Consider the following 22,753-nt stretch of genomic DNA (forward strand, 5'->3'; position numbering starts at 1 on the left):
TTCAATAAAAGAACCCGGGATTATGCATACAGTAGAGAAAATCGGCGGCACATCGATGAGCCGCTTCGATGAAGTACTGAACACTCTTTTCATTGGTCAGCGTCGCAACGGTGCCTTGTACAACCGCATCTTCGTGGTCTCCGCCTATGGCGGCATGACCAACCTGCTGCTGGAACACAAGAAAAGCGGCGAGCCCGGCGTGTATGAACGGTTCGCTGATGCCCATAGCGAAGACGCCTGGCTGGAAACCCTGGAGCAGGTGCGCACCAGCATGCTGGCGAAGAACGCCGAGCTGTTCACCAGTGAATATGAGCGTCAGGCGGCCGACCGTTTCATTACCGGTCGCATCAACGACGCCCGCGATTGCATGTTGAACCTGCAACAGCTGTGCTCCTACGGGCATTTCCAGCTCGACGGGCAACTGATGAAGGTGCGCGAGATGCTCGCCTCTCTTGGCGAAGCCCACAGCGCATTCAATACCGTGCTGGCACTGAAGAAGAACGGCGTCAATGCCCGTCTGGTCGACCTGACCGGCTGGAACCAGAGTGAACCCAAGGCGTTCCAGGACATGATCGCCGACAGCTTTGCCGGCATCGACTTCAGCCGCGAGCTGGTGGTCGCCACTGGTTACGCCCATTGCAGCGAAGGGCTGATGAGCACCTTCGACCGTGGTTACAGCGAAATCACCTTCGCCCAGATCGCCGCCAGCACTGGCGCCGGCGAGGCCATCATCCACAAGGAGTATCACCTGTCCAGCGCCGACCCGAACCAGGTGGGCGTCGACAAGGTGGTCACCATCGGACGCACCAACTATGACGTCGCCGACCAGCTGTCCAACCTGGGCATGGAGGCGATCCATCCCAAGGCGGCACGCACCCTGCGCCGGGCCGGCATTCAGCTGCGCATCAAGAATGCCTTCGAGCCGGATCATGGCGGCACCACCATCAGCCAGAATTACTGCAGCGAGAAGCCCTGCGTGGAGATCATCGCCGGGCGCAAGGATGTGTTCGGGCTGGAAGTATTCGACCAGGAAATGCTCGGCGATGTCGGTTACGACATCGAGATCACCCGCCTGCTCAAGCAACTGAAGCTGTATGTGGTGAACAAGGACTCCGATGCCAACAGCATCACTTACTACACTTCAGGCTCACGCAAGGCGCTGACCCGCGCCATCCGCCTGATCAAGGAACGTTACCCGATGGCCGAAGTGCATCTGCACAATATCGCCATCGTCTCGGCCATCGGTTCCGACCTCAAGGTCAAGGGCATCCTGGCCAAGACCGTGGCAGCGCTGGCCAAGGCCGACATCAGCATCCAGGCCATTCACCAGTCGATCCGCCAGGTGGAGATGCAGTGCATCATCAATGAGGAAGACTATGACGCCGCCGTCGTCGCCCTGCACCAGGCGCTGATCGAGCCGGAGAACCACGGGGATGTGATAGTCGCAGCCTGACACCGTGCCCAGCGGTGGCGACGCCGCTGGCATGTCCGGGTAACTGCGGTGTTTTCCGAGGCACGCTCGGTGCCGACGGTGCTGGGCAGTTGCCCTTGGCGAACACGCACCCTTGCCATCCATGGCGCTCGTGTGCGGCCTGCCCTGGCCGCACACAGTTCGCCAAGGGCAACTGCCTAGCACGTTTTTGGACTGTGGAGTGGCTGAGGGGCAGACCCACTGCGGTTAGCTATGATCGTGACGCCGTCGCCTTCCCCTGGGAGGTTCGAGCACCAGCTCGTACCTGAGCCTACCGCCCCCTCACAACAAGAACGCCAACACCCGCTGCGCCGTCAGTTCGCCATTCTCCTGCATGAAACAATGCCCACCGGGCAATTGCTCGACCGTCACGTGCGGGTTCGAGGCTGACAGACGTGCGGCGGACTGCTGCACGAAGGGATAGGTCTGGTCGCCATGAATCAGGCGCATCGGGGTCTGGATCTTGCCCAGGGAACGCCACAATCCGCTGGGTGCAGACTCGAATATCTCGGCCTCGCGGGTAGGCGCACATTTGAGTACCACGCCCTGCTCCGGCTCATCGCGCAACGCATGCTCGACATGGGCACGCAACGCGGCATCTTCCCAGCCATGGAAAATACCCCGCCCCTGCAACTTGTCGAATGCTGTCTGCCGATCCGGCCATTGGCTGCGGCGTTTGCGGGTCGCCTCAACCAGCGGATTACGCACGAACCGCCCCAACAGCCGGCGCTTGAACATTTCCTGCTGGGGAAACAGCACCGGGTCCAACAGTACCGCTCGCTGAAACAGCTGCGGGTGCGCCGCCAGGATCAGGCTGGTCATCACCCCGCCAAAACTGTGCCCCAGCGCAAAGCGCGGCACGGCGCCGAAAACCGGCTTGCCAGCGACGAAGGCTTCAACAGCCAGTTCCGCATTGCGATTCCAGCCGACAAAAGCGTCACCATGGTCGCTGTCGCCATGGCCTTGCATATCGCACAGCCACAGGTCGAAATGTTCGGCCAACAATGCCAGCATCGGCTCGTAGGTGCGGCAACAGAACCCGTTGCCATGGATGAAGTGCAGCAGCGGCTTGCCGCTAGGTGGGCTATGCCAGCCTCGCAGAGTGAAACCGGCGGAACAGGAATGGGACCAGGGCAACAACGTCATCGACAGACCACTTACTGGAAACAGGACAGGCCAGTCTATTACGCAGGCGCCCGTCTGTCAGGCTCCCGCTGCGCTTATTGATGCCATGGATCACGTGGCAAATTCAGCGCAGGATATAGTCCACGCTGGTCACCACGCGGACCTTCTTGGTTTCGGGGGTGTAGGGGTCGACATCCTCGATCGAGAAATAGCCCTGGGAGGCGCGACGAATACTGCCCACCTCGGCGCCGGCATCCCGGGCGAACTGATCCGCCGCGGCCCGCGCTTCCTGGGTAGCCAGTGCGATCATGTCCGGCTTGATGGAGTTGAGCTGGGTGAAGATGAATTGCGGCTGGTGCTCGTAGCTCTGGGTCAGCGCCACGCCGGATTTGACCAGATCACCGACGCTTTGCATGCCGCTCTTGACCCGGTCGATATCCGCGGTACGCACCAGCACGGTCACTTCCGCCCGGTAGCGCTGCGGCGGCATGTTCGAGCCGTAGAGGTTGGCGTGCTGGTCGGTGATCTTGGGCATCGACAGTTGCAGATCGTCTTCGGCGAAGCCCTTGAGCAACAGGAAGGAGCGGATCAGGTCCTGCTGGGTTTCGATATCGCCCTGCAGCACATCCAGGCTGTCGCCCATCACGGTGAAGTTGATCGGCCACAGGGCCAGATCCGCCTCCACGGTACGCTCGGCCAGTCCCTTGACGCTGACCACCCGGTCGGCATCGCGAAACTGCAGCAGACCGGTCTTGATGCTTACCGCCATAAAGGCCAACGCCAGCGCCAACAAGGCCGCCGCCACTACCGCGAAGAATGAAACCCGTGAACTGTCAGTCATCAGCCCGCTCCTGTCGTTTGCGTACCAGCTCTATGCTTATACCTGCCCCCGGTATCCGTACACAACCCTCAAACCCCTGTCGTCGCGCAAGTGCGCGACAACCCGACGACCGTGGGCGCAATTACTCATCCCTGCGCAGATCATTCGGTATCGGCGGCTCAGGCATCGGGCCGGGGCGCTTGCCCCTGCCTTCCTGGAACTGGCGGACCTGATAAACATAGGCCAGCACCTGCGCAACGGCCAGATACAACCCAGCGGGAATCGGCTGGTCCAGCTCGGTACTGTAGAACACCGCCCGCGCCAGCGGGGGTGATTCCAGCACGATCACATCATGCTCGGTGGCCACTTCGCGGATCTTCTGCGCCAGGAAATCCGCACCCTTGGCCAGTACCACCGGCGCGCCGCTGTGCACCGGGTCGTATTTCAGCGCCACCGCGTAATGGGTCGGGTTGGTGATTACCACGTCGGCCTTGGGCACTTCGCCCATCATGCGCCGCTCGGCCATTTCCCGCTGCAGCTGGCGAACGCGGGATTTGACCTCGGGTTTGCCGTCGGAATCCTTGTATTCATCGCGCACTTCCTGCTTGGTCATGCGCGTCTTCTGCTTGTTGTCCCATATCTGAAAGGGCACATCCACCGCAGCGATCACGATCAGCGAACAGGCCAGCAGCAACAACGAGGTGCCCAGCACCCAGCCGCTGTGAAAGATCGCCCCCGGCAACGCCTCGTTACTCAGCGCCATGAGGTCATCGGTACGCATGTGCAGCACCAGCAGCGCCATGGCCAGCACCACCAGGAACTTGGCAATCGCCTTGAGCAGTTCGACCAGTGCCTTGATCGAGAACATGCGCTTGAGCCCCGCCAGCGGGTTGAGCCGCTCACCCTTGGGCGCCAGCAACTTGGCGCTGAACAGCCAGCCACCCAATAGCACCGGACCGACCAGCGCAGCGACCAGCAGCATCAGAAACAGCGGGCCAATAACACTCAGACCCTGGCGAATGGACGCCAGCAGGTGCAGCCCCATGGTGTCGGTGCTGTACAGCACCTCCCGCTCCAGGGAGAAGTTGTAGACCATCAGATCCATCAGCTTGCTGGCCATGCCCGGCCCGAGCAGCAGCAAGCCGAGCGCAGCCACCATCACCACCGCCAGCGTATTCAGCTCGCGCGAGCGCGCTACCTGCCCTTTCTCGCGGGATTCTTTCTGGCGTTTCGCCGTGGGGTCTTCTGTGCGTTCCTGACCGCTATCTTCCGCCATCAGCGCGCCCCCACCATTTCGCGCATCCAGATCAGCGCATCAGAGGCGAACAGGTGATACTGCTCTGCGGTGCCACTGAGCAATACCCAGAGGATGAACAACCCAAATACCAGGGTCAGGGGGAAGCCGATGGAGAAAATATTCAGCTGCGGCGCCGCGCGCATCATCACCCCGAAGGACAAGTTGACGATCAGCAGCGCAGTAATCGCCGGCAGACCGATCAGCACCGCCGCCGCCATTACCCAGGAGAACCGCAGCACCAGAGTATAAAAATCCCCCGCCTGCAGGGTCTCGCCGATGGGTAAGGAGGTGAAGCTTTCGACCAGTACTTCGATGACCACCAGATGGCCGTTCATCGCCAGAAACAGCAATGTCACCAGCATGGTGAATACCTGGGCGACCACCGCCACGGAGATACCCATGGCCGGGTCGTTCATCGAAGCGAAACCCAGACCCATCTGCATGGCGACGATCTGCCCCGCCACCACATGGATCTGGAACAACAGCTGCAGCAGAAAGCCCATCGCCGCGCCGATCAGGATCTGCTCGGCGATCACCACCCAGGTACTCAGCGCCAGCGCGTCCAGCTGCGGGACATCAGTGATCTGCGGGGCCACCAGAAAGGTCAGCGCCAGCGCCAGATATAAACGAATGCGCATCGGCACCAGCGCGGTGCCGATCACCGGCATGGTCATCAGCACCGCGCCGATACGAAACAGCACCCACAGATAGCCGGCCACCCAGCGGCCGATATCGCTGCCGGCCAGTTCGATCATCAGCCAATCAATCCGGGGATGTTGCGGTACAGCTGGTCGGTGAACTCGATCAGTTGGCTTACCAGCCAGGGGCCAAGCACAATCAAGGTAAAGAAGGTAAACAGCAGACGCGGCAGGAAGCTCAGGGTCTGCTCGTTGATCTGGGTCGCCGCCTGGAACACCGCGACGATCAGACCAACCACCAGGCTCGGCAGCACGATTACCGCCACCATCACGGTGGTCAGCCAGACCGCCTGCCGGAACAGATCAACAGCGATTTCAGGTGTCATCGCCTCTCTCCTAGGTCACGGCAAAACTGGCAGCCAGGGTGCCATGATCAGCGCCCAGCCATCCACCAGCACGAACAGCATGATCTTGAACGGCAGGGAGATGATCAGCGGCGACAGCATCATCATACCCATGGCCATCAGCACGCTGGCAACCACCAGGTCGATGACCAGAAACGGGATGAAGATCATGAAGCCGATCTGGAACGCCGTCTTCAGTTCGGAGGTAACGAACGCCGGTACCAGAATGTGAAACGGCACATCATCCGGGCCGGTCAGGTCGGTGCGCTTGGCCAGCCGCACGAACAGTTCCAGATCCGTCTCGCGGGTCTGTGCCAGCATGAATTCACGCAGCGGCACGCTGGCCTGCTCCAACGCCTGCTGCGGCGCCAACTGCTCATTCAGGTAAGGCTGTAACGCGCTCTCATTGATGCGCTCGAACACCGGCGCCATGATAAACAGCGTCAGAAACAATGCGAGGCCGATGAGGATCTGGCTCGATGGCGTGGACTGCAAACCCAGCGCCTGGCGCAGGATGGCGAACACGATGATGATGCGGGTGAAGCTGGTCATCATCATGACAAAGGCCGGGATGAACGTCAGTGCGCTCATCAACAGCAGAATCTGCAGACTCACCGAATAGGTCTGCTCGCCTTCGGCGTCCGTGGTCAGGGTGATCGCCGGCAGACTCAGCGGGTCGCCCGCCGATTGGGCGAATACCGTCGGGGTCAGCAATGTCAGCAGCAACAGGCACCAGCGCATCATGGTTTCTGCTCCCGCTTGAGGATCGCCTGCAGCTTGCGGGCAAAGTCGCCGCTGGTCGCAGCCTCATCAGTGTCGACTACCGGCTCGGGAAAGACATGCAGAGTATTGATGCGCCCCGGTGAAATACCCAGCAGCATCTGCTGGCCCCCCACCTCAACCAGTGCCAACCGGTCGCGCGGCCCCAGGGGGTAACTGCTGATCACACGGATGTGCTGGCCGCCCTGGGGCGCCATCGGTCCTACCCGGCGCATCAGATAGCCCAGCAGAAAGATCAGCCCGACCACGACAATCAGTCCCAGCCCCAGCTGCGTCAGCTGACTGGCGAGCCCGCTCGTGGCTTCACCATTACCGCCCGCCGGGGCTGCCGCCAGCGACGTAGACAATCCTGCCAGCAAGGCTGGCAGCAGTACATGCGACCACCGCATGTCAGCTGAGCTTCTTGATGCGTTCGGACTGGCTGATGACGTCGGTCAGGCGGATGCCGAATTTCTCGTTGACCACCACCACCTCGCCATGGGCAATCAGGGTTCCGTTGACCTTGACGTCCAGCGGCTCGCCGGCCAGGCGGTCAAGCTCCACCACCGAGCCCTGGTTGAGCTGCAGCAGATTACGGATGGTGATATCGGTATTGCCCACTTCCATCGAAATGGTCACCGGAATATCCAGGATCACGTCCAGATTGGGTCCCTCGGTGCCACCGAACAGGTCGCCGCTGGGCTGACGCTCGGGTGCGGAAAACTCCTCCATGGGCATCGCCCTGGAAAGGTCGTTGCCCGCCAGCATCGAGTCAATGTCGTCCTGACTGGCGTTACCGGCTTCATCCAGCGCGGCAGCCCACTCATCAGCCAGAGCCTGCTCCTCCGGACTGATGTCATCCTGTTTGTCCTCAGCCATCTTGCCTGATCCTCATTTATCTCTGTACAGAGTACTGCGTTTGCGAGTCGATCAACGCGGACGCGTGACCGGCCCCAGAATCTGCAATGCCAGATTGCCATTTACCGAGCCGAGCCGTGCCTTGAAGGTCGGCACGCCGTTGGCGCACATCACCATATGTTCGGGCATTTCCACCGGAATCACATCGCCGGCCTGCATGCTCAGCAGGTCCCGCAGTTTCAGTTCGCGGCGCACCACGGTGGCACTCAAAGGCACCTTGGCGGCGGTGATTTCCTCACGCAGCGCGCGCTCCCAGCGCTCGTCGTGCTCATCCACATCCGATTGCACGCCCGAGTCCAGTACCTCGCGCAGTGGCTCGATCATCGAATAGGGCATGGTTACATGCATTTCGCCACCACCGCCATCGAGCTCGATGTGGAAGGTAGACACCACCACCACTTCGCTCGGGCTGACAATATTGGCCAGCGCCGGGTTGACCTCGGAGTTGACGTACTCGAACTGCACGTCCTTGACTGCCTGCCAGGCTTCGCGCAGATCGACGAAGGACTGCTCCAGCACCATGCGTACCACCCGCAGCTCGGTCGGTGTGAACTCACGGCCCTCGATCTTGGCGTGACGGCCATCGCCACCAAAGAAATTGTCGACCAGCTTGAATACCAGCCGCGCATCCAGGATGAACAGCGCGGTGCCGCGCAGCGGCTTCATCTTCACCAGATTGAGACTGGTGGGCACGTACAGGGTGTGCACGTACTCGCCGAACTTCATCACCTGCACCCCGCCCACGGACACATCGGCCGAGCGGCGCAGTAAATTGAACATGCTGATGCGGGTGTAGCGGGCAAAGCGTTCGTTGATCATTTCCAGCGTCGGCATGCGCCCACGCACGATACGATCCTGGCTGGTCAGGTCATAGCTCTTGATGCCGCCCGGCTCGTTGCTCTGATCGTTGTCGATGACACCTTCATCCACCCCGTGCAGCAGCGCATCGATTTCGTCTTGTGAAAGCAGGTCTTGGACCGCCATATTATTATCCCTATTGCAGAACCAGATTGGTGAACAGTACCGACTCTATGACCGGCTTACCGAGCTCCTGTTCCATCAGGTCCTGCACTGCGAGGGTCGCTTTTTCACGCAGCGCCTCCTTGCCCTCTGCTGTCATCAGGGTTTCGAACTCCGCACTGCTGAACAGCATGACCAGCCGGTTACGGATCAGCGGCAGATGTTCAGCCAACGCTGCCATCGCCTCCGGATCGCGTCCCATCAATACGACACTGGCCTGCATGTAACGCTGCCGGCCGCCGTGGGCATAATTGACGGTAAAGGCTGGCTCCAGCGGCTGGTACAACGCCGGCAGCTTGACGGGCTCCTGACTCACCGCAGCAGCCGAGTCGCCCTTGTTGGCCAGCAACGCATAGGCCAACCCACCCGCGGACAACAATAGCGCCACCAGACCGATACAGATCAAGATCAATTGCTTGCTCTTGTTGGAAGGAGGAGCTGTTTCTGCCGCTGCTGCCTGATTCTTCGCCATGCCAAAATTCCGTCGCCTGATAGGGCAAATGCCCGCATTATCTGAAGTTGTGCATTGTTCATGCCAAAAATGGCGTGATGGCGGCGCGCGGGCCGTAATGCCCGCTTAGGATAAAGGCATGGGCGGGAAATGTCTCATGTTCAGCACGGCAGATGGGGCTCGTCGGTGCCAGCGTGGCGCGCCTAAGGGAAAAATCGACCTTCGCTGGGGCCTACGAAGTCCCCGTCCTGTTTTGTATCGAGATGGAAGTCGACCAGCAGATGTGAATCCAATCGCCCCCATAGTGCAAAACGCCTGGGAGGTTCGAGCACCAGCTCGTACCAAAGCCAGCCGGCACGACCGATGTTTCCGGCTGGCTGCGCTCATCGAGCTGGTGCCCCACGCTCCCGGGGGAAGCAAGGCGTCTCGGGAAAGAATATCTCCGGTCAAGCGACGGAGTATCAGGCGTAATAGTCGACCAGCCGCTGCGTCGGCGTCCATTGGGTACGCAATTCGGGCTGTTCACTGGTGTCGTTGTTATTACCGGCCAGCAGCGTCTCACCGCCTGGCCCGCGACCGCCCGTACGCTCCGCCGGCTGCCCATCACGCTGCCCTGGCTGCTCACCTGCCGAACGATCGGCCACGGTGACCTCAGCCTGGTCCAGCCCCTGCTGGCCGAACATGTCACGGAGCCGGTGCATCTGGGCTTCCAACGCTTCGCGCACGCTGGGGTTCTGGCTGACGAACTGCACCTGCAGCTCCTGGCCGCGATGCTGGATATGGATCTCCAGCGGGCCGAGTTCAGCCGGGTCCAGTTGGATTTCGACGCTGCGCAGGTTCTGGCTGGACATCCACATCACCTTTTCAACCATCGCCTCGCCCCAGCTCGGCTGACCGAAGGGTACGCCCATGCTCTGGGTGGTCGCCACTACCGGTCGTGCGGTCAGAGCGGCAGCGGTCGTGCCGTAGGTGCCCGGTCGCGCCAAGCCGTCAATCGCGTCGGTTTCGCCACCGCTGCGGCCGGGGCTGCCGCGCTCCAGTTGCTCAGCGAGCTTGCCGAGCATGGCGGCAGACAATGGCTGACTATCGTTTTGCGTAGCAGCAGCGCGCTGCAGCGCTGCGGGGAAATCCGGTTGAGCATTCTGCGCCTGGGCTACCTGTCGCGACGGCCGATTCAGTTCGCCATTGAGCAGTTGCTTGTCTGCCCCCTCTCGAGACAATAGTTCACGATCAGCCTGCCCACCTTCGGTAGTCAGCCGTGCCGCGTCATCGCCATCGGTCAACATTGCCGGTTGTGCGCCCATCGGTTGCCCCGACGAGGACGGCAATGCCCCCGAGGCACTACTTATGGAACCTGCCGGAACGGGGCCGGCACCGGGTCGGGTTGTTTCCTGCAGCCATTGCATCCACTGGCCAATCACCGTCAGCGCATCGTCACCGGCCTGTTCTGCAACATCACCATCCAGCGGCAACTGCTCCAGCCAATTCTGGACCTGCAACGGCAAACTCTTGCCGTCAGCGGCAAGCGCGGCCTGCTCCAGCGTCGCCAGTTGCTCGGGGCTCATCTGCTTGATTGCCGCCTGCAGCTCAGCCGGTAAATGTTCAGCGAGCAGGCCAGCAAATGCCTCGGCATCCTCCGCAGATGGCGCAGCATGGGCGCTGTCGTTCCGGACGCTCGGCCGCGCATCGGCATTCAACAGGGCCATCAGGGGTAGGCTGGCGGACATCAGGCTTTCTCCATGCAATCGCAAAGACAGATTCAATACAGGGATAGAGCAAGTTCCGGGCCACAACCCACCGCGCTCAGCTATGGCAGGTCAGTTGGGGACGGATGCGCAGACAGAGGTGATCAATAAGATCGCAGATATAGGCGGCGGCAGCGGCGTCAGCGTTGTGCGCGGCTTCTTCAGCCTGCTGGCAGGCCTTGCTCAGCGCCAAGGCACCCATATTGCCGCAACTACCCTTGAAGCTGTGAGCTGCCTGGCGAAAGGCCTCCCAGTTCTTGCGAGCGAGACTATCGTGCAGCTGGCACAGGCGCCGGTCGGTGTCCTGCAGGAAGGTCCGCAACAGCGACCCGTAGTCATCCTGCATCAGGTCACGGAGCATGGTCTGCACATCCGGATCGAGATCGGAAAGGCGTTCAGGCATGATTATGTCCGGTCAAGAAGATAAAACTGATCAAGCAGTCAGTGCGCAACGCACTGCGGGCAGGAGTATGCCCAAGCAACCAGGCAAAGACTACCCAGGGAAAATTACCCTTTTATGTAATTGCCAACCAGATCACAGTTTTTCTCGGAACTTAATCGAACTGCCTATAAACAAAGGCACGCTGGGTCAGTTCATCCAGCAGCTTCTGTTCCTGCTTGTCGGCCCGGGCGCGGGCTTCATCGCGGTATTTTTCAATCAATTTGCGCAGGGCTTCGACCCGCTGATAACGCTCCTGCCAGGTGGCGCGGGCGCGCTCCAAGCTCTGCTGATGCCAGCCCAGGGTCTGGCGCTGCTGTTCGATGGCGGTCTGCATCTGCGCCATGAAGCGCTGATAATTGAGCAGCCACTCCCGGCCGACCCCTTCCCCGCCGCGCTGCGCCCAGCCCTTGGCGTATTCGCCACTATAGTGCTCCAGATCACGCAGTCGGGCCGCGGCCTCATCAAGTTGCTTCCGGCATTCGCCGAGCATGCCGGCGGCCTTCTTCTCTTCATCCAGTGCCAGATCCAGTACCGGCGTCATGCGCCGTACGCGGCTGTCACTCATTGATCAATTGCTCCATGGCCGCGCGGCTGGCGGCCAGATCGAAGCTTTCGCGCAGCCCCTGGCGGAGGAATCCCTGGATGCCGGGGATCTTGGCGATGGCCTTGTCGGTCATTGGATCGGAACCGGCAGCATAGGCGCCGACGCTGATCAGGTCGCGATTCTGCTGATAGCGTGCGTATAACTGCTTGAGCAGTTGCGCCTGTTGCAGATGTTCCGGCGGTACGATCTGCGGCATGGCCCGGCTGATCGAGGCCTCGATATCGATTGCCGGATAATGGCCCTCTTCGGCCAGCCGCCGCGACAGCACCACATGACCATCCAGAATGGCTCGGGAGGCGTCGGCGATCGGGTCCTGCTGATCATCGCCCTCGGACAGTACCGTATAAAAAGCAGTAATCGAGCCGCCACCTTCCTCCGCGTTGCCCGCCCGCTCGACCAGCGCCGGCAATTTGGCGAACACCGATGGCGGATATCCCTTGGTTGCCGGCGGCTCGCCGATGGCCAGGGCGATTTCGCGCTGGGCCTGGGCAAAGCGGGTCAAGGAGTCCATCAGCAGCAGCACATTCTTGCCCTTGTCACGGAAGTACTCCGCCACCCGCGTGCAATACATGGCTGCCCGCAGGCGCATCAGGGGTGCATCATCCGCAGGAGAGGCGACCACTACCGAGCGGGCCATGCCTTCCTCGCCGAGAATCTGTTCGATGAACTCCTTCACCTCCCGGCCCCGCTCGCCAACCAGGCCGACGATGGTGATATCCGCCTCGGTAAAGCGGGTCATCATGCCCAGCAGCATGCTCTTGCCCACGCCGCTGCCGGCAAACAGGCCCAGACGCTGGCCGCGGCCTACGGTGAGCACGCTGTTGATCGCCCGAATGCCCACATCCAGCGGCGCCTCGATGGGATGGCGCTTGAGTGGGTTGATCACCGGGCCCGCCAGGTCGACCCAGTCTTCGCATTTGAAGGGGCCCTTGCCATCCAATGGTCGGCCGATGCCATCGAGTACCCGGCCCAGCATTTCGTTGCCCATCGGCAGCTTGCCGCCACCGGCTGCGGGTACTACCCGTGCTCCGGGCTGCAGCCCCTGCATGCGATCCACCGGCATCAGATAAATCTTGCTGCCGGCAAAGCCCATGACCTCGGCCTCGACCCGGGTTTCACCTTGCGGGCTGTCGCTGATGACGACGCAGCGACTGCCAACCGGCGCTTGCAACCCTTCGGCTTCCAGCGTCAGGCCGACCATGCGAATCAACCGGCCCTCGACTATCGGCGCCACAGGCAGCTCAGTCGCCGCAGCATAGCGCGACAGGCGACGGGCGAAGCTGATGCGCTCAGGGCTGGTCATCATCAGCCTCCGCACTCACCGCGGAGATCATCAGGTCGGGCTCCGGTGGATGGGCGCGTTGCTCGCGTTGTTGCTCGTAGAGTTGCTCGATGATCTGCTGCAGGCGGGTTTCACGGGTCGCGTCCACCTGGCTGTGCTCGGTTTCGACCCGGCAGCCGCCGGGCCACAGTTGATCATCTTCCAGCAAGCGCCAGCTTTCCTCGTGGCGCTCACGGATGTGTTTGACTGCCTCGAAATCGGCAGGGTTGAGATAGATGCGGATATTGTCAGCGCCCATCGGCAAGGCCTTGAGCGCGCCGCGCAGCACCTGGGCAATCTGGCTGGAATCGGTCTGCAGTTCGCGTTGGAGCACCTGGCGCACCATGCCTTCCACCAGCTCGAGCAGCATGTCCTCGATCTGGTCGTCCTGCTGCTGCATGGGTTCCAGCAGTTGGGCCATGAGCCCTTCCAGCTCGCCGAGCCGCGCCTCCAGCCGGGTTTTCGCCTCCTGCTGGGCCTTGAGTTGGCCGGAATGAAAGCCATCGCGCTCGCCCGTGGCAAAACCTTCGTTGTACGCCTCGGTGCGGATCTGCTCCAACTCCTCGACCGTGAAGGGTTTGACCTCGGGCTCCGCCTCAAACTCATCTTCCACCAGGGAGTCCGACTCGGCTGCTGGCGGCACATCCGGCGCGGCGGTTTCCCGCGGGACATGATGCGGCGCCTCATCGAAGCTGGGCATGTCCCAGAGATTGAAATCCTGCAGCTGATCCGCGCGGATCAGCTCGCTATCCTTTTTCTCGGTCATTCATTCACCTCTGCACCGCAGTACAGGACCTCGTCAGATCATTTCCTCGGAGCCCTTGCCGCCGAGCACGATTTCGCCGGCATCGGCCATGCGCCGCGCAATGGCGAGAATTTCCTTCTGCGCCGCTTCCACTTCGCTGATGCGCACCGGCCCCTTGGCTTCGAGGTCATCCTGCAACAGCTCCGAGGCGCGCTTGGACATATTACGGAAGATCTTGTCCTTGATGGCCTCATCCGCGCCTTTGAGCGCGATGACCAACACATCGGTGGACACCTCGCGCAGCAGCGTCTGGATACCCCGATCATCCACATCGGCCAGGTTGTCGAACACGAACATCAGATCCTCGATCTTGTTCGACAGGTCCTCGTCCATCTGCCGGATGGATTCTATCAGCTGCGCTTCGGTGCCGCTTTCAAGATAGTTCATGATATCTGCGGTGCGCTTGACCCCACCCATATTGGCGCGGGTGGTGTTGGAGTTGCCAGCGAACTGCCTTTCGAGAATTTCGTTGAGTTCCTTGAGCGCGGAGGGCTGCACGGTGTTCAAGGCAGCCACGCGCAGCAATACATCCAGCCGCACCTTGTGGTCAAAATAGCCGATCACCTCAGCCGCCATGTCCGGGTCCAGGTAAGCCACCACAATCGCCTGGATCTGCGGGTGCTCGTAGCGGATGACATCCGCTACCGCACGCGGCTCCATCCACTTGAGACTATCCAGGCCGGAGGTGCTGCCGCCCATGAGAATACGATCGACCAGGCTGTTGGCCTTGTCCTCGCCCAGGGCTTGGGTAAGCATGGTACGGATGTAGCCATCCGCGCCAACACCGAGCCCGGTCTGATCGCCAGCCACCTTAATGAAGTCGGCCATCACCTGCTGCACATGATCGCGCTGCACGGTGCGCAGCGACGCCATGGCGCTGCCGACCCGCTGTACTTCCTTGGGGCCCATGTGGCGCAACACGGCGGCGGCGTCAGACTCGCCCAGGCTCAGCAGGAAGATTGCTGCCTTGTCGAGCTTGCTGAGTTTTTGCGTGCGTTTGGCTTCTTCACTCATCTGCATTGATCCACTCTTTCACGACCTGTGCTACCCGTCCCGGGTCTTCCGCCAGCAGGCCCTTGATGGCGTTGAGTTGCTGCTCGTAGCCGGCGCCCGGCGGCGGCAGCAGCACCGGCCCGCTGGCCGGCGCGGAAAGGCTGACGGTATCGTCGCGCAGGTCGTCTGCCAACAATCCGTCATCATTCAAGGCTGGATAGCCACCGCTTTCACCGGCTGCGTCACGATTGCCGCCACTGAGACTCTTCAGCACCGGGCGCAGCACGCCGAATACCAGCACCAGCACGAACAGGATACCCAGTGCCTGCTTGGCGATATTCCAGAACCAGGGCTGGGTCCAGAACGGCACTTCCGGAAGCTCGGTCACGTCGCCAGCGGGGACGAAAGCGCTGTTGATCACACTGACGCTATCGCCACGAGCCTGATCATACCCCACGGCGTCGCGCACCAGCTGCGTCAGGCTGGTCAGTTCGGCTTCGCTCAGCGGCACGCTGGTTGCTCGCCAGTCTCGGCGTTGACCTGCTGACGGTTGTCCACCACCACCGCGACGGATAGGCGATTCAACCGGCCCTGTTGCTGGCGGGTATAGCTGATCTGCCGGTCCAGCTCGTAATTACGGGTGGCTTGCTCGCGGGAATCGCGCGGTGGAGCCAGAACCACCGGCTCGCCGGTTTCCGGATCGATCACTTGTTCCGGTACCTGGGTGGTGCCGGGGGGCTGGTTGCTCAAGGCGCCCGGGATACCCTGCGGCGATTGTCCGGCAACGCGCTGCTCGTTGACGACCTGCTCACTGCGCAGCGAGGACTCGGGATTGAAATTTTCGGAGGTGGATTCCATGGTGCTGAAGTCCACATCGGCGGAGACCTCGGCTTTATAGTTGCCGGTGCCCAGCACCGGCTGCAGGATATTGTGCACCCGACGGGTGAAGGTTTCCTCAAGGCGACGGGTATGGTCGAACTGACGGCCGGCAATGGTCAGTTCGTTCAACTCGTTCTGGTCCGACAACAGATTGCCCTGCTGGTCGACTACAGTAACCTGATCCTTGCTCAGTTCGGGCACGCTGGTCGCCACCAGATTGACGATGGCCATCACCTGTGCCGGCTCCAGCTTGCGACCAGCATACATCTCCAGCAATACCGAGGCGCTCGGCTTGCGATCATCACGCACAAATACCGTGGAACGCGGCATGGCGATATGCACCCGCGCCGCCTTGACGTTGTACAGGCTGGAAATAGTCCGCGCCATTTCACCTTCCAGGCCGCGACGGTACTGGGTCGCTTCCATGAACTGGCTGGTGCCCAGCCCCTTCTCGCGGTCGAGAATCTCGAAGCCCAGATTGCCATCGCCCTGATTGACCCCGGCGCTGGCCAGCCGCAGCCGCGCGTCGGCCAGGTCTTCAGCCCGCACCAACAACGCACCGCTGCTGGGCTCAACCTTGTAGCGAATCCGGCTCTGCTGCAATACCTCGATCACCTGGGTGGCATCAAGATTGTCCATGCTGCTGTACAGCGGACGGTACTCCGGCTGCTGCGACCAGAGCACAACGGCGAAACCGATGGCAACACTGGCCGCCAGCCCCACCAGCAAGCCGAACTGGCGCAGCATTGGCAACTGCGCCAGGTTATCCAGAAAGCTCAGCCCCATGAACGGCTTGCGCGAGCTGGCAGCGGCCGGGTCAGGTCGGGTAGCGGGGGTGTTCGGAGTGCTCGCAGCATCCATCAATCAAATCCTCGAAAACGAAACAGCGGGCTGAATCAGATAGGCATCTTCATGATGTCTTCATACGCGGTAATCAGCTTGTTGCGCACCTGGGTCATGGCCTGGAAGGCAACGCTGGACTTCTGCGAGGCCACCATCACTTCCGCCAGATCGATCCCCGGCACCCCACGCTCGTACCCGGTCTGCAACTCGCTGGTGGTCTTCTGCAGTTCATTGACGCGGTTGACTGCCTGCTGCAACAGATCATCGAATACCGGCGCGTTCACGTCCTGCGCCACCGGAGCCACCGCCGGCTGCGGACGGCTCATCGCCTCCATCTGCATGGAACGCATCTGCAACATCAGACGATTGAATTCGACACCCTGCGTCATGATTCCTCCAGGCCGTGGATATTTTGACGGCAAAATCAGCTTTGGAAGTTATAGAGCAAGATTGGTGCCAAATTAAGCCTGCCGCGACAAGCCGCTATCCGACAAACACCTTCCCTTCCACATCCAGCCCCGCATCCCGCATTTGCGCCAACTTATATCGCAGCGTCCGCGGGCTGATACCCAGCCGCTCCGCCGTCTCTTTACGCCGACCGCGTTCTGCGCGCAGGGTATCGATGATCAGCTGAAACTCGCGCTGCTTCACGTCATGCCCCAACCCGGCACCCGCTACCGGGCTAGCCGGCACGGCGTACAGCTGACTGGGTGCCGGCAGCGGCGCAACCAGAGGCATTGCCATATCGGCTGGCATGATCGCGCTACCGGGCGCAGTGGCCAGACACAAATCCTGCGCCCGAATCACCCCACCCTGTTGCAGAATCAGCGCGCGCTGCACGGCATTATCCAGCTCCCGCACGTTACCCGGCCAGGCATGCTGCTGCAGTGCCTGACAGGCATCCGGCGCAAAGCGGACCGGGCTCTGATTCATCTTGCCGATATGCTTGGCCAGCAACCGCTCGGCGATCGGCAGAATATCCGCTGGCCGGCCGCGCAGTGGTTGCCATTGCAGCGGGAACACGCCGAGCCGGTAATACAGATCCTCCCGGAACCGGCCGGCAGCCACTTCAGCCGGCATGTCGCGGTTGGTGGTGGCGATGATGCGGATATCCAGCTGGATCAGCTTGCGCCCACCCACCCGCTCAACCTCCCGCTCCTGCAACACGCGCAGCAGCTTGGCCTGCAGCGCCAGCGGCATCTCGGAAATCTCGTCCAGCAACAGGGTGCCGCCATTGGCCTGTTCGAACTTGCCCGGCGCTGCCGCCACAGCGCCGGTAAAGGCACCCTTCTCATGACCGAACAGCGTTGCTTCAAGCATGTTCTCCGGAATCGCCGCGCAGTTGATGGCGATATACGGCTGGCTGGCACGGGGCGACTGCTGGTGAATATAGCGCGCCAACACCTCTTTGCCGGTCCCCGACTCGCCGGAAATCAACACCGTTGAGTCACTGGCAGCTACCCGCTGTGCCAGCTGCAGCAATTGCTGGCTGGCCGGATCGGCCGCCACGGGTCCATCATCCGCGCCAACTTGCAGCCGCCCCTGGGCATGCTGCGCTATCAAGCCCAGGAGCGCCGAGGGCTCGAAGGGTTTGACCAGATAGTCCACCGCACCCATGCGCATGGCCTCCACTGCATTCTGCACCGTGCCATAGGCGGTCATCAGCAGCACCGGCAATTGCGGATGCCGCTCGCGCAATACCTGCAACAGAGCGTGGCCGTCCATGCCCGGCATGTTCACATCGCTGATGACCATCGCCACCGTGTGCCGCTGTAGCAATGCCAGCGCCTGCTCGCCATCGGCAGCCTCCAGATAATCGTAACCGCCCAGAAGCAGGGTATCGGCAAGTGCTTCGCGCAGTGCCCGGTCATCTTCCACCAACAGAATGCGTGGTCCGGTCATGCTGGCTGGCCTCCGAATGATTGCACCGGCACGACCAGCTCCGCCCAGGTGCCCTGGCCGGCTCGACTCCGCAGCAGGAAAGCCCCGCCATGGGCGTGGGCTACTGATTTCACCACCGATACTCCCAACCCGGTGCCCTGGGACCGGGTGGTATAGAAAGGCTCACCGATTTTCGCCAGTTCCGCCGCCGTCATCCCACGCCCGGCGTCCACTACACTCAGACTCAACCGCCCTTCCTGCAGGCGTTGGCAGACCTTCAGCCGCGCGGCGGGTGCGCCGGCCTGTATGGCGTTGTCGATCAGATTGAGCGCCGCACCGATCAAGGTTTCCCGGTTACATTGCAGTTGCACGCCCGCCGGGCAATGGTCCTCCCAGCGGCAGTTCGCTGCGGATTCCTCGATCAGCGTCTCGGCCTGTTGCTGCAGGCTGGCAAAGAGGTCGTTCGCGCTCACCAGATCGGTCAGCGGCAGATCACCCTTGGCAAACAACAGCATGTCCCGCACTTGCTGCTCGATGGTTTGCAGGCGATCTTTGAGCCGCTGGCTGAAGCGCTGGCGGTGCGTGACCGAGAGCTCCGGCTGGTGCAGATGGCTGGCATATAGCAGCGCGGTGGACAGGGGGGTGCGGATCTGATGCGCCAGCGAGGCGACCATCCGCCCCAAAGCGGACAGCCGCTCGTTGCGTGCCAGTTGGGATTGCAGACGACGGGTTTCGGTCAGATCGGTCAGCAGGATAATCTGCCCCGGCTCACCGCGCAGGGAGCGCGTTGCCAGTGACACGCGACGACCGCTACGCAGAGATACTTCATGGTAGTCATCATCACGGGGGGCAAAGCGGTCGCGGATCAGTTCGCGCCAGAGCTGACCTTCGAGGGGCTCGCCGAGCAAGTCGCGGGCCACCGGGTTGGCTTCACGCACCACACCACGGCCGTCCAGCACGATGACACCACCGGGCAATAGGTCCAGGAGGTTCTGCAGACGGCCGGCCAGGCAGGCTTTCTCGGCCAACTCGCGGGTGCGCTGGGCATTGACCTCGAGCAGTTGCGCCTGCAGCTGCTCAACCTGCTGTTCGAGCAGCCCATGCGACTCGCGCAACTGATCGGACATCCGGCTGAACAGACCGTAAGCCTGTTCCAGATTTTCCTTTTCCTGCGTGTCCTGCGGCAGATTTGGAGCAGTGGCAACCATCACAATCCCCTGATAAAAACACTACTCAGGGGACTCAAGCAAGGGCTGTGCCATTAAAAATAATTAGCTATAAATCAATAGGTTGAGCTATATACAACTGATTATACCGTCAGGCTTCTGACGCTTCCTTGTCGCCACCGCCATCACCATCACGCTGCATACCGTACTTACGCATCTTCTCCACCAAAGTGGTCCGCCGAATACGCAACCGCTCCGCCGCCCGCGCAACGACATAATTGGCTTCGTCCAACGCCTGTTGAATCAGCGACTGCTCCAGACCAGCCAGATGGTCCTTCAGATCGAGCCCCTCAGGAGGCAAGCCCGCCGGATTGTCCAGCGATGGTGCGCCGGGTTGCCAGACGTTTTCTTCCCCCTCCTTGTGCAGTTGACGCAGGTCGTCATGGTCGTCCTCAACATAACGGAACTTACGCGGCAGCTCGCCTACTCCGATCACCCCATGGGGATGCATGATTGCCATACGCTCGACCAGGTTGGCCAACTCCCGCACGTTGCCCGGCCAGGGATGCTGACACAGAGACATGATGGCCGCGCTGCTGAAACGAATGGAGCCACGCCGTTCCTTTTCCAACCGGGTGATCAGCTCATTGAGCAGCAACGGCAGATCCTCGATACGCTCGCGCAGTGGCGGCATCTCGATGGGGAAAACGTGTAGACGGTAGTACAGATCCTCACGGAAGGTGCCGTCGATGATCATCTGTTCCAGATTCTTGTGCGTGGCGGCAATCACTCGCACATCCGCCTTCTGCGGCTTGTTGCTGCCCACCCGCTCGAAGGTGCGTTCCTGTAATACCCGCAGCAGTTTGACCTGCATGCTCATTGGCATGTCGCCGATTTCATCCAGGAACAGAGTACCGCCAGCAGCCAGTTCAAAACGCCCAGCGCGGCTGGTAATCGCCCCGGTGAAGGCGCCCTTTTCATGGCCGAACAACTCGCTTTCCAGCAGCTCCGCGGGAATCGCCCCGCAGTTGACCGGTACGAACGGGGCATCTTTGCGCTGGGAATGGTAATGCAGATTGCGCGCCACCACCTCCTTGCCGGTGCCCGAGTCGCCGAGAATCAGCACCGTGGCCTCGGTATCGGCCACCTGCTTCATCATCTGCCGCACGGCCTGAATTGGCCGACTGGTGCCTACCAGACTGCGAAACAGGTTCGGCTCGCGCTGGCGCTTGCGTTGCCCGTCGTCGAAGACCTCACGATAGACCTGTGCCCGATGCAGAGTATCCAACAACTGGTTATAGCTGAGTGGCGGCTCCAACACACTCAACAGGCGCTGGCGCAGCTGTTCCGGCCAGTTGGTTATACGTTCGCGGCCCAGCATCACCACCGGCAAGTGGGCATCCCACTTATCGAGCTGGCTGATCAGCGCATCCGTACCCACCGGATGCTCGCACTGGCCCACGATCACACACTTGACCGCCGCAGCAGAGGACAGTTGCGTGGCGACTTCTTCCTGCCACGCAGCCGAGTGGGCGGACAGTGTATCTTCCCCAAGAAATCCGAGAATCAGATTGAGATCATGGCGGCTACGCGGGCAATCATCGATCAGCAGGATATGGCTATTGAGCTGCATGAGAGGCAGGAGGTCCTTTTTCCAGTTACACGCACAAAGCAATGGCATAGAGCCATAACTGCGGGTACAGAAGTAAAGGTAGAGGGATTGAAGGTACGAGTCAAATACTTGGCGCACTTTTATGGTGCTACTGATCGGATAGATGATCTATGACAACCACCACCCTTTCACCATCCTCGGCGCAGGCCGAGGATCCAGCCTACCGACCAACTATTAAGTGGGAGAGCGGAACTCAGCTGAACATCTGATAGACCTTGGCGCCTTGCCGACTGCGCTGCACGCCCTGCAGCTCTTCAGCCAGCTTGCCCTGCACTGCCTGGCAGAGTCCAATCACCTCGCGATAGGTTTCGGACAGCGAACTCAGCAATTCGGCCAGCGCCACTTCATCCCGGTCCGGCTGGGCCATGGCCTGCTGCACCTGCTCGCGGCACAGCCGATCAAGCTCACCCACTTGCTGCCAATCTCCCGCCTGCACTGCGGCGATCAGCGCCTTGTGGGTTTCCTGCAATTGTTCAACGGCAACGGCCATGACTAATCTCCCGGGTGGCTCAGGACTGGCGAATGCCATCCCAACCCTCTTTGATCTCACGCAACAGTTTGGCGACGTCCTCCAGCATGGCCGGATCGTTCTTCAGGTTCGCCTGGCTCAGCCGCTGTTGCATGAAGGCATAGAGATTATCCAGATTTGCTGCTATTTCGCCACCTTTCTCGGTGTCGACTGCATCACGCAAACCACCAATAATACCCATCGCCTTGCCGATCAGCTCACCCTTCAATCCGATATTGCCATACTCCATCGCCCCCTTCGCCTGCGCAATCCGCTGCAGCCCGCCTTCCAGCAGCATCTGGATCAGCCGATGCGGATCAGCCTCGGTCACCTGAGCGTGGACGTTGACGGTCTGGTACTGTTTCATTGCGTAGGCATTCATATGACAAGCTTCCTGAAGATGTGTTGCACATAATTCAGTTATCGGCAGCGGATGGGAAACTTGAGGAGAAAATGGAAGAAGTTCCCCAGCCGAGCGCCCGCCCCGGGTTGCCGAGCACCCGCTCGACGACGACTCAACCAAACCTTGGCACACAACGAGCGCAGCCTGAACGACTCTACCCCAGAAACAACAAACCCCGGCGCACCGGGGTTTGTCATTGGTAAGGACTACATAACCAGCCTACTTCGGCTCAATCGCGTCCCAACCTTCCTTGAGTTCTTCCAGCAGCTGCTGCACTTCATCCAGCGAACGCGGCGTATCGTCCAACGCCACGCCTGCCAGCTTGCGGGTCATGTAGTCGTAGAGGCCATCCAGGTTCTCGGCAATCTCGCCGCCCAGATCCTTGTCCAGCGAAGCCTGTAGCGCGCCGATAATGCTGATGGTGCTGCTCACCGCTGTACCGCGCCGCTCCGGGTTGCCGGTCGCCTGGGCGTGACGAGCCAGCTTCAGGCGCTCGATTGCACCGGCCAGCAACAATTGTACCGCGCGGTACTGGGATACTTCCTGCGCCAGATTGACCTGCTTGTAGGTATCGATAGGGCTTTTCAT

The 22,753-nt window shown here is 61.1% G+C and carries 23 protein-coding genes and 2 pseudogenes; 1 reads left to right on the forward strand and 24 read right to left on the reverse strand.

Translation table 11 applies throughout. The features are described 5' to 3' along the window. The first annotated feature begins 22 nt into the window (after positions 1-22). Positions 23-1,453: an aspartate kinase gene (locus tag QAO71_RS11080; protein WP_280164432.1), complete on the forward strand. Its 1,431-nt coding sequence runs from the start codon at positions 23-25 to the stop codon at positions 1,451-1,453. 300 nt (positions 1,454-1,753) lie between these two features. On the opposite strand, the gene QAO71_RS11085 is transcribed toward QAO71_RS11080, so the two are convergent. The 24 genes and pseudogenes from QAO71_RS11085 to fliS (QAO71_RS11200) all read right to left on the reverse strand — a co-directional run bounded on the left by QAO71_RS11085 (position 1,754) and on the right by fliS (QAO71_RS11200) (position 22,753). Beyond that, positions 1,754-2,617 carry an alpha/beta hydrolase gene (locus QAO71_RS11085; RefSeq protein WP_280164433.1) on the reverse strand — a complete coding sequence of 288 codons (864 nt, stop codon included), beginning with the start codon at positions 2,615-2,617 and terminating at the stop codon, positions 1,754-1,756. 103 nt (positions 2,618-2,720) lie between these two features. Beyond that, a complete protein-coding gene (locus QAO71_RS11090; RefSeq protein ID WP_074778115.1) occupies positions 2,721-3,437 on the reverse strand; it encodes an SIMPL domain-containing protein in 717 nt (238 codons plus the stop codon). 121 nt (positions 3,438-3,558) lie between these two features. After that, positions 3,559-4,692, reverse strand: coding sequence for a flagellar biosynthesis protein FlhB (flhB, locus tag QAO71_RS11095; RefSeq protein ID WP_280164434.1), 1,134 nt, complete (start codon positions 4,690-4,692; stop codon positions 3,559-3,561). Next, positions 4,692-5,468 carry a flagellar biosynthetic protein FliR gene (gene fliR, locus QAO71_RS11100; RefSeq protein WP_280164435.1) on the reverse strand — a complete coding sequence of 259 codons (777 nt, stop codon included), beginning with the start codon at positions 5,466-5,468 and terminating at the stop codon, positions 4,692-4,694. Before fliR ends, flhB begins: the two co-directional genes overlap by 1 nt. Further along, positions 5,468-5,737, reverse strand: coding sequence for a flagellar biosynthesis protein FliQ (gene fliQ / locus QAO71_RS11105; protein ID WP_036988810.1), 270 nt, complete (start codon positions 5,735-5,737; stop codon positions 5,468-5,470). The genes fliR and fliQ overlap by 1 nt, the downstream gene beginning before the upstream one ends. A 10-nt stretch (positions 5,738-5,747) precedes the next feature. Continuing rightward, positions 5,748-6,499 (reverse strand): annotated as a pseudogene (fliP, locus tag QAO71_RS11110) (flagellar type III secretion system pore protein FliP). Further along, positions 6,496-6,924, reverse strand: a complete 429-nt coding sequence (gene fliO, locus QAO71_RS11115) for a flagellar biosynthetic protein FliO (RefSeq protein WP_036988808.1) — start codon at positions 6,922-6,924, stop codon at positions 6,496-6,498. The pseudogene fliP and the gene fliO overlap by 4 nt, the downstream one beginning before the upstream one ends. Before the next feature lies 1 nt (position 6,925). Beyond that, positions 6,926-7,393, reverse strand: coding sequence for a flagellar motor switch protein FliN (gene fliN, locus QAO71_RS11120; RefSeq protein ID WP_036988807.1), 468 nt, complete (start codon positions 7,391-7,393; stop codon positions 6,926-6,928). A 51-nt stretch (positions 7,394-7,444) separates the two neighbouring features. After that, entirely contained in the window at positions 7,445-8,416 is a 972-nt protein-coding gene (gene fliM, locus QAO71_RS11125) for a flagellar motor switch protein FliM (RefSeq protein WP_074778111.1), read from the reverse strand. Positions 8,417-8,426: 10 nt separating this feature from the next. Further along, the gene (locus QAO71_RS11130) at positions 8,427-8,924 is read right to left on the reverse strand and encodes a flagellar basal body-associated FliL family protein (RefSeq protein WP_136869658.1); all 498 of its coding nucleotides are present in this window, start codon (positions 8,922-8,924) and stop codon (positions 8,427-8,429) included. 440 nt (positions 8,925-9,364) lie between these two features. Beyond that, complete coding sequence (locus tag QAO71_RS11135) at positions 9,365-10,630, reverse strand: flagellar hook-length control protein FliK (RefSeq protein WP_280164436.1); 1,266 nt, start codon at positions 10,628-10,630, stop codon at positions 9,365-9,367. 76 nt (positions 10,631-10,706) lie between these two features. Next, complete coding sequence (locus tag QAO71_RS11140) at positions 10,707-11,051, reverse strand: Hpt domain-containing protein (protein ID WP_280164437.1); 345 nt, start codon at positions 11,049-11,051, stop codon at positions 10,707-10,709. 151 nt (positions 11,052-11,202) lie between these two features. After that, positions 11,203-11,655: a flagellar export protein FliJ gene (fliJ, locus tag QAO71_RS11145; protein ID WP_280164438.1), complete on the reverse strand. Its 453-nt coding sequence runs from the start codon at positions 11,653-11,655 to the stop codon at positions 11,203-11,205. Then, positions 11,648-12,997, reverse strand: a complete 1,350-nt coding sequence (fliI, locus tag QAO71_RS11150) for a flagellar protein export ATPase FliI (RefSeq protein ID WP_074778102.1) — start codon at positions 12,995-12,997, stop codon at positions 11,648-11,650. Before fliI ends, fliJ begins: the two co-directional genes overlap by 8 nt. Continuing rightward, positions 12,984-13,781 (reverse strand): flagellar assembly protein FliH, encoded by a 798-nt coding sequence (gene fliH / locus QAO71_RS11155; RefSeq protein WP_074778100.1) that lies wholly within the window; start codon positions 13,779-13,781, stop codon positions 12,984-12,986. The genes fliI and fliH overlap by 14 nt, the downstream gene beginning before the upstream one ends. Before the next feature lie 33 nt (positions 13,782-13,814). Then, positions 13,815-14,834, reverse strand: a complete 1,020-nt coding sequence (gene fliG, locus QAO71_RS11160; protein WP_280165680.1) for a flagellar motor switch protein FliG — start codon at positions 14,832-14,834, stop codon at positions 13,815-13,817. After that, positions 14,827-16,553: pseudogene (gene fliF / locus QAO71_RS11165) on the reverse strand (flagellar basal-body MS-ring/collar protein FliF). The gene fliG and the pseudogene fliF overlap by 8 nt, the downstream one beginning before the upstream one ends. A gap of 35 nt (positions 16,554-16,588) precedes the next feature. After that, positions 16,589-16,924 (reverse strand): flagellar hook-basal body complex protein FliE, encoded by a 336-nt coding sequence (fliE, locus tag QAO71_RS11170; protein WP_280164439.1) that lies wholly within the window; start codon positions 16,922-16,924, stop codon positions 16,589-16,591. 94 nt (positions 16,925-17,018) lie between these two features. Next, a complete protein-coding gene (locus QAO71_RS11175) occupies positions 17,019-18,437 on the reverse strand; it encodes a sigma-54 dependent transcriptional regulator (protein ID WP_280164440.1) in 1,419 nt (472 codons plus the stop codon). Then, on the reverse strand, positions 18,434-19,624 hold the full coding sequence (locus tag QAO71_RS11180; protein WP_280164441.1) for an ATP-binding protein: 1,191 nt from the start codon (positions 19,622-19,624) through the stop codon (positions 18,434-18,436). The genes QAO71_RS11175 and QAO71_RS11180 overlap by 4 nt, the downstream gene beginning before the upstream one ends. 109 nt (positions 19,625-19,733) lie before the next feature. Beyond that, entirely contained in the window at positions 19,734-21,215 is a 1,482-nt protein-coding gene (locus QAO71_RS11185; RefSeq protein ID WP_280164442.1) for a sigma-54 dependent transcriptional regulator, read from the reverse strand. Positions 21,216-21,447: 232 nt separating this feature from the next. After that, a complete protein-coding gene (locus tag QAO71_RS11190; protein ID WP_280164443.1) occupies positions 21,448-21,744 on the reverse strand; it encodes a flagellar protein FliT in 297 nt (98 codons plus the stop codon). Between the two features lie 19 nt (positions 21,745-21,763). Continuing rightward, entirely contained in the window at positions 21,764-22,144 is a 381-nt protein-coding gene (fliS, locus tag QAO71_RS11195) for a flagellar export chaperone FliS (protein ID WP_074778088.1), read from the reverse strand. 240 nt (positions 22,145-22,384) lie between these two features. Beyond that, a complete protein-coding gene (fliS, locus tag QAO71_RS11200; protein WP_074778082.1) occupies positions 22,385-22,753 on the reverse strand; it encodes a flagellar export chaperone FliS in 369 nt (122 codons plus the stop codon).

This window comes from Halopseudomonas sp. SMJS2 (assembly GCF_029866945.1).
Classification (GTDB): domain Bacteria; phylum Pseudomonadota; class Gammaproteobacteria; order Pseudomonadales; family Pseudomonadaceae; genus Halopseudomonas; species Halopseudomonas bauzanensis.

What these genes read in the sequence shown, in the direction of transcription:
- QAO71_RS11080 (WP_280164432.1), top strand. Translation starts at nt 23, where the DNA reads ATGCATACAGTAGAGAAAATCGGCGGCACATCGATGAGCCGCTTCGAT.
- QAO71_RS11085 (WP_280164433.1), bottom strand. Translation starts at nt 2,617, where the DNA reads ATGACGTTGTTGCCCTGGTCCCATTCCTGTTCCGCCGGTTTCACTCTG.
- QAO71_RS11090 (WP_074778115.1), bottom strand. Translation starts at nt 3,437, where the DNA reads ATGACTGACAGTTCACGGGTTTCATTCTTCGCGGTAGTGGCGGCGGCC.
- flhB (WP_280164434.1), bottom strand. Translation starts at nt 4,692, where the DNA reads ATGGCGGAAGATAGCGGTCAGGAACGCACAGAAGACCCCACGGCGAAA.
- fliR (WP_280164435.1), bottom strand. Translation starts at nt 5,468, where the DNA reads ATGATCGAACTGGCCGGCAGCGATATCGGCCGCTGGGTGGCCGGCTAT.
- fliQ (WP_036988810.1), bottom strand. Translation starts at nt 5,737, where the DNA reads ATGACACCTGAAATCGCTGTTGATCTGTTCCGGCAGGCGGTCTGGCTG.
- fliO (WP_036988808.1), bottom strand. Translation starts at nt 6,924, where the DNA reads ATGCGGTGGTCGCATGTACTGCTGCCAGCCTTGCTGGCAGGATTGTCT.
- fliN (WP_036988807.1), bottom strand. Translation starts at nt 7,393, where the DNA reads ATGGCTGAGGACAAACAGGATGACATCAGTCCGGAGGAGCAGGCTCTG.
- fliM (WP_074778111.1), bottom strand. Translation starts at nt 8,416, where the DNA reads ATGGCGGTCCAAGACCTGCTTTCACAAGACGAAATCGATGCGCTGCTG.
- QAO71_RS11130 (WP_136869658.1), bottom strand. Translation starts at nt 8,924, where the DNA reads ATGGCGAAGAATCAGGCAGCAGCGGCAGAAACAGCTCCTCCTTCCAAC.
- QAO71_RS11135 (WP_280164436.1), bottom strand. Translation starts at nt 10,630, where the DNA reads ATGTCCGCCAGCCTACCCCTGATGGCCCTGTTGAATGCCGATGCGCGG.
- QAO71_RS11140 (WP_280164437.1), bottom strand. Translation starts at nt 11,051, where the DNA reads ATGCCTGAACGCCTTTCCGATCTCGATCCGGATGTGCAGACCATGCTC.
- fliJ (WP_280164438.1), bottom strand. Translation starts at nt 11,655, where the DNA reads ATGAGTGACAGCCGCGTACGGCGCATGACGCCGGTACTGGATCTGGCA.
- fliI (WP_074778102.1), bottom strand. Translation starts at nt 12,997, where the DNA reads ATGACCAGCCCTGAGCGCATCAGCTTCGCCCGTCGCCTGTCGCGCTAT.
- fliH (WP_074778100.1), bottom strand. Translation starts at nt 13,781, where the DNA reads ATGACCGAGAAAAAGGATAGCGAGCTGATCCGCGCGGATCAGCTGCAG.
- fliG (WP_280165680.1), bottom strand. Translation starts at nt 14,834, where the DNA reads ATGAGTGAAGAAGCCAAACGCACGCAAAAACTCAGCAAGCTCGACAAG.
- fliE (WP_280164439.1), bottom strand. Translation starts at nt 16,924, where the DNA reads ATGACGCAGGGTGTCGAATTCAATCGTCTGATGTTGCAGATGCGTTCC.
- QAO71_RS11175 (WP_280164440.1), bottom strand. Translation starts at nt 18,437, where the DNA reads ATGACCGGACCACGCATTCTGTTGGTGGAAGATGACCGGGCACTGCGC.
- QAO71_RS11180 (WP_280164441.1), bottom strand. Translation starts at nt 19,624, where the DNA reads ATGGTTGCCACTGCTCCAAATCTGCCGCAGGACACGCAGGAAAAGGAA.
- QAO71_RS11185 (WP_280164442.1), bottom strand. Translation starts at nt 21,215, where the DNA reads ATGCAGCTCAATAGCCATATCCTGCTGATCGATGATTGCCCGCGTAGC.
- QAO71_RS11190 (WP_280164443.1), bottom strand. Translation starts at nt 21,744, where the DNA reads ATGGCCGTTGCCGTTGAACAATTGCAGGAAACCCACAAGGCGCTGATC.
- fliS (WP_074778088.1), bottom strand. Translation starts at nt 22,144, where the DNA reads ATGAATGCCTACGCAATGAAACAGTACCAGACCGTCAACGTCCACGCT.
- fliS (WP_074778082.1), bottom strand. Translation starts at nt 22,753, where the DNA reads ATGAAAAGCCCTATCGATACCTACAAGCAGGTCAATCTGGCGCAGGAA.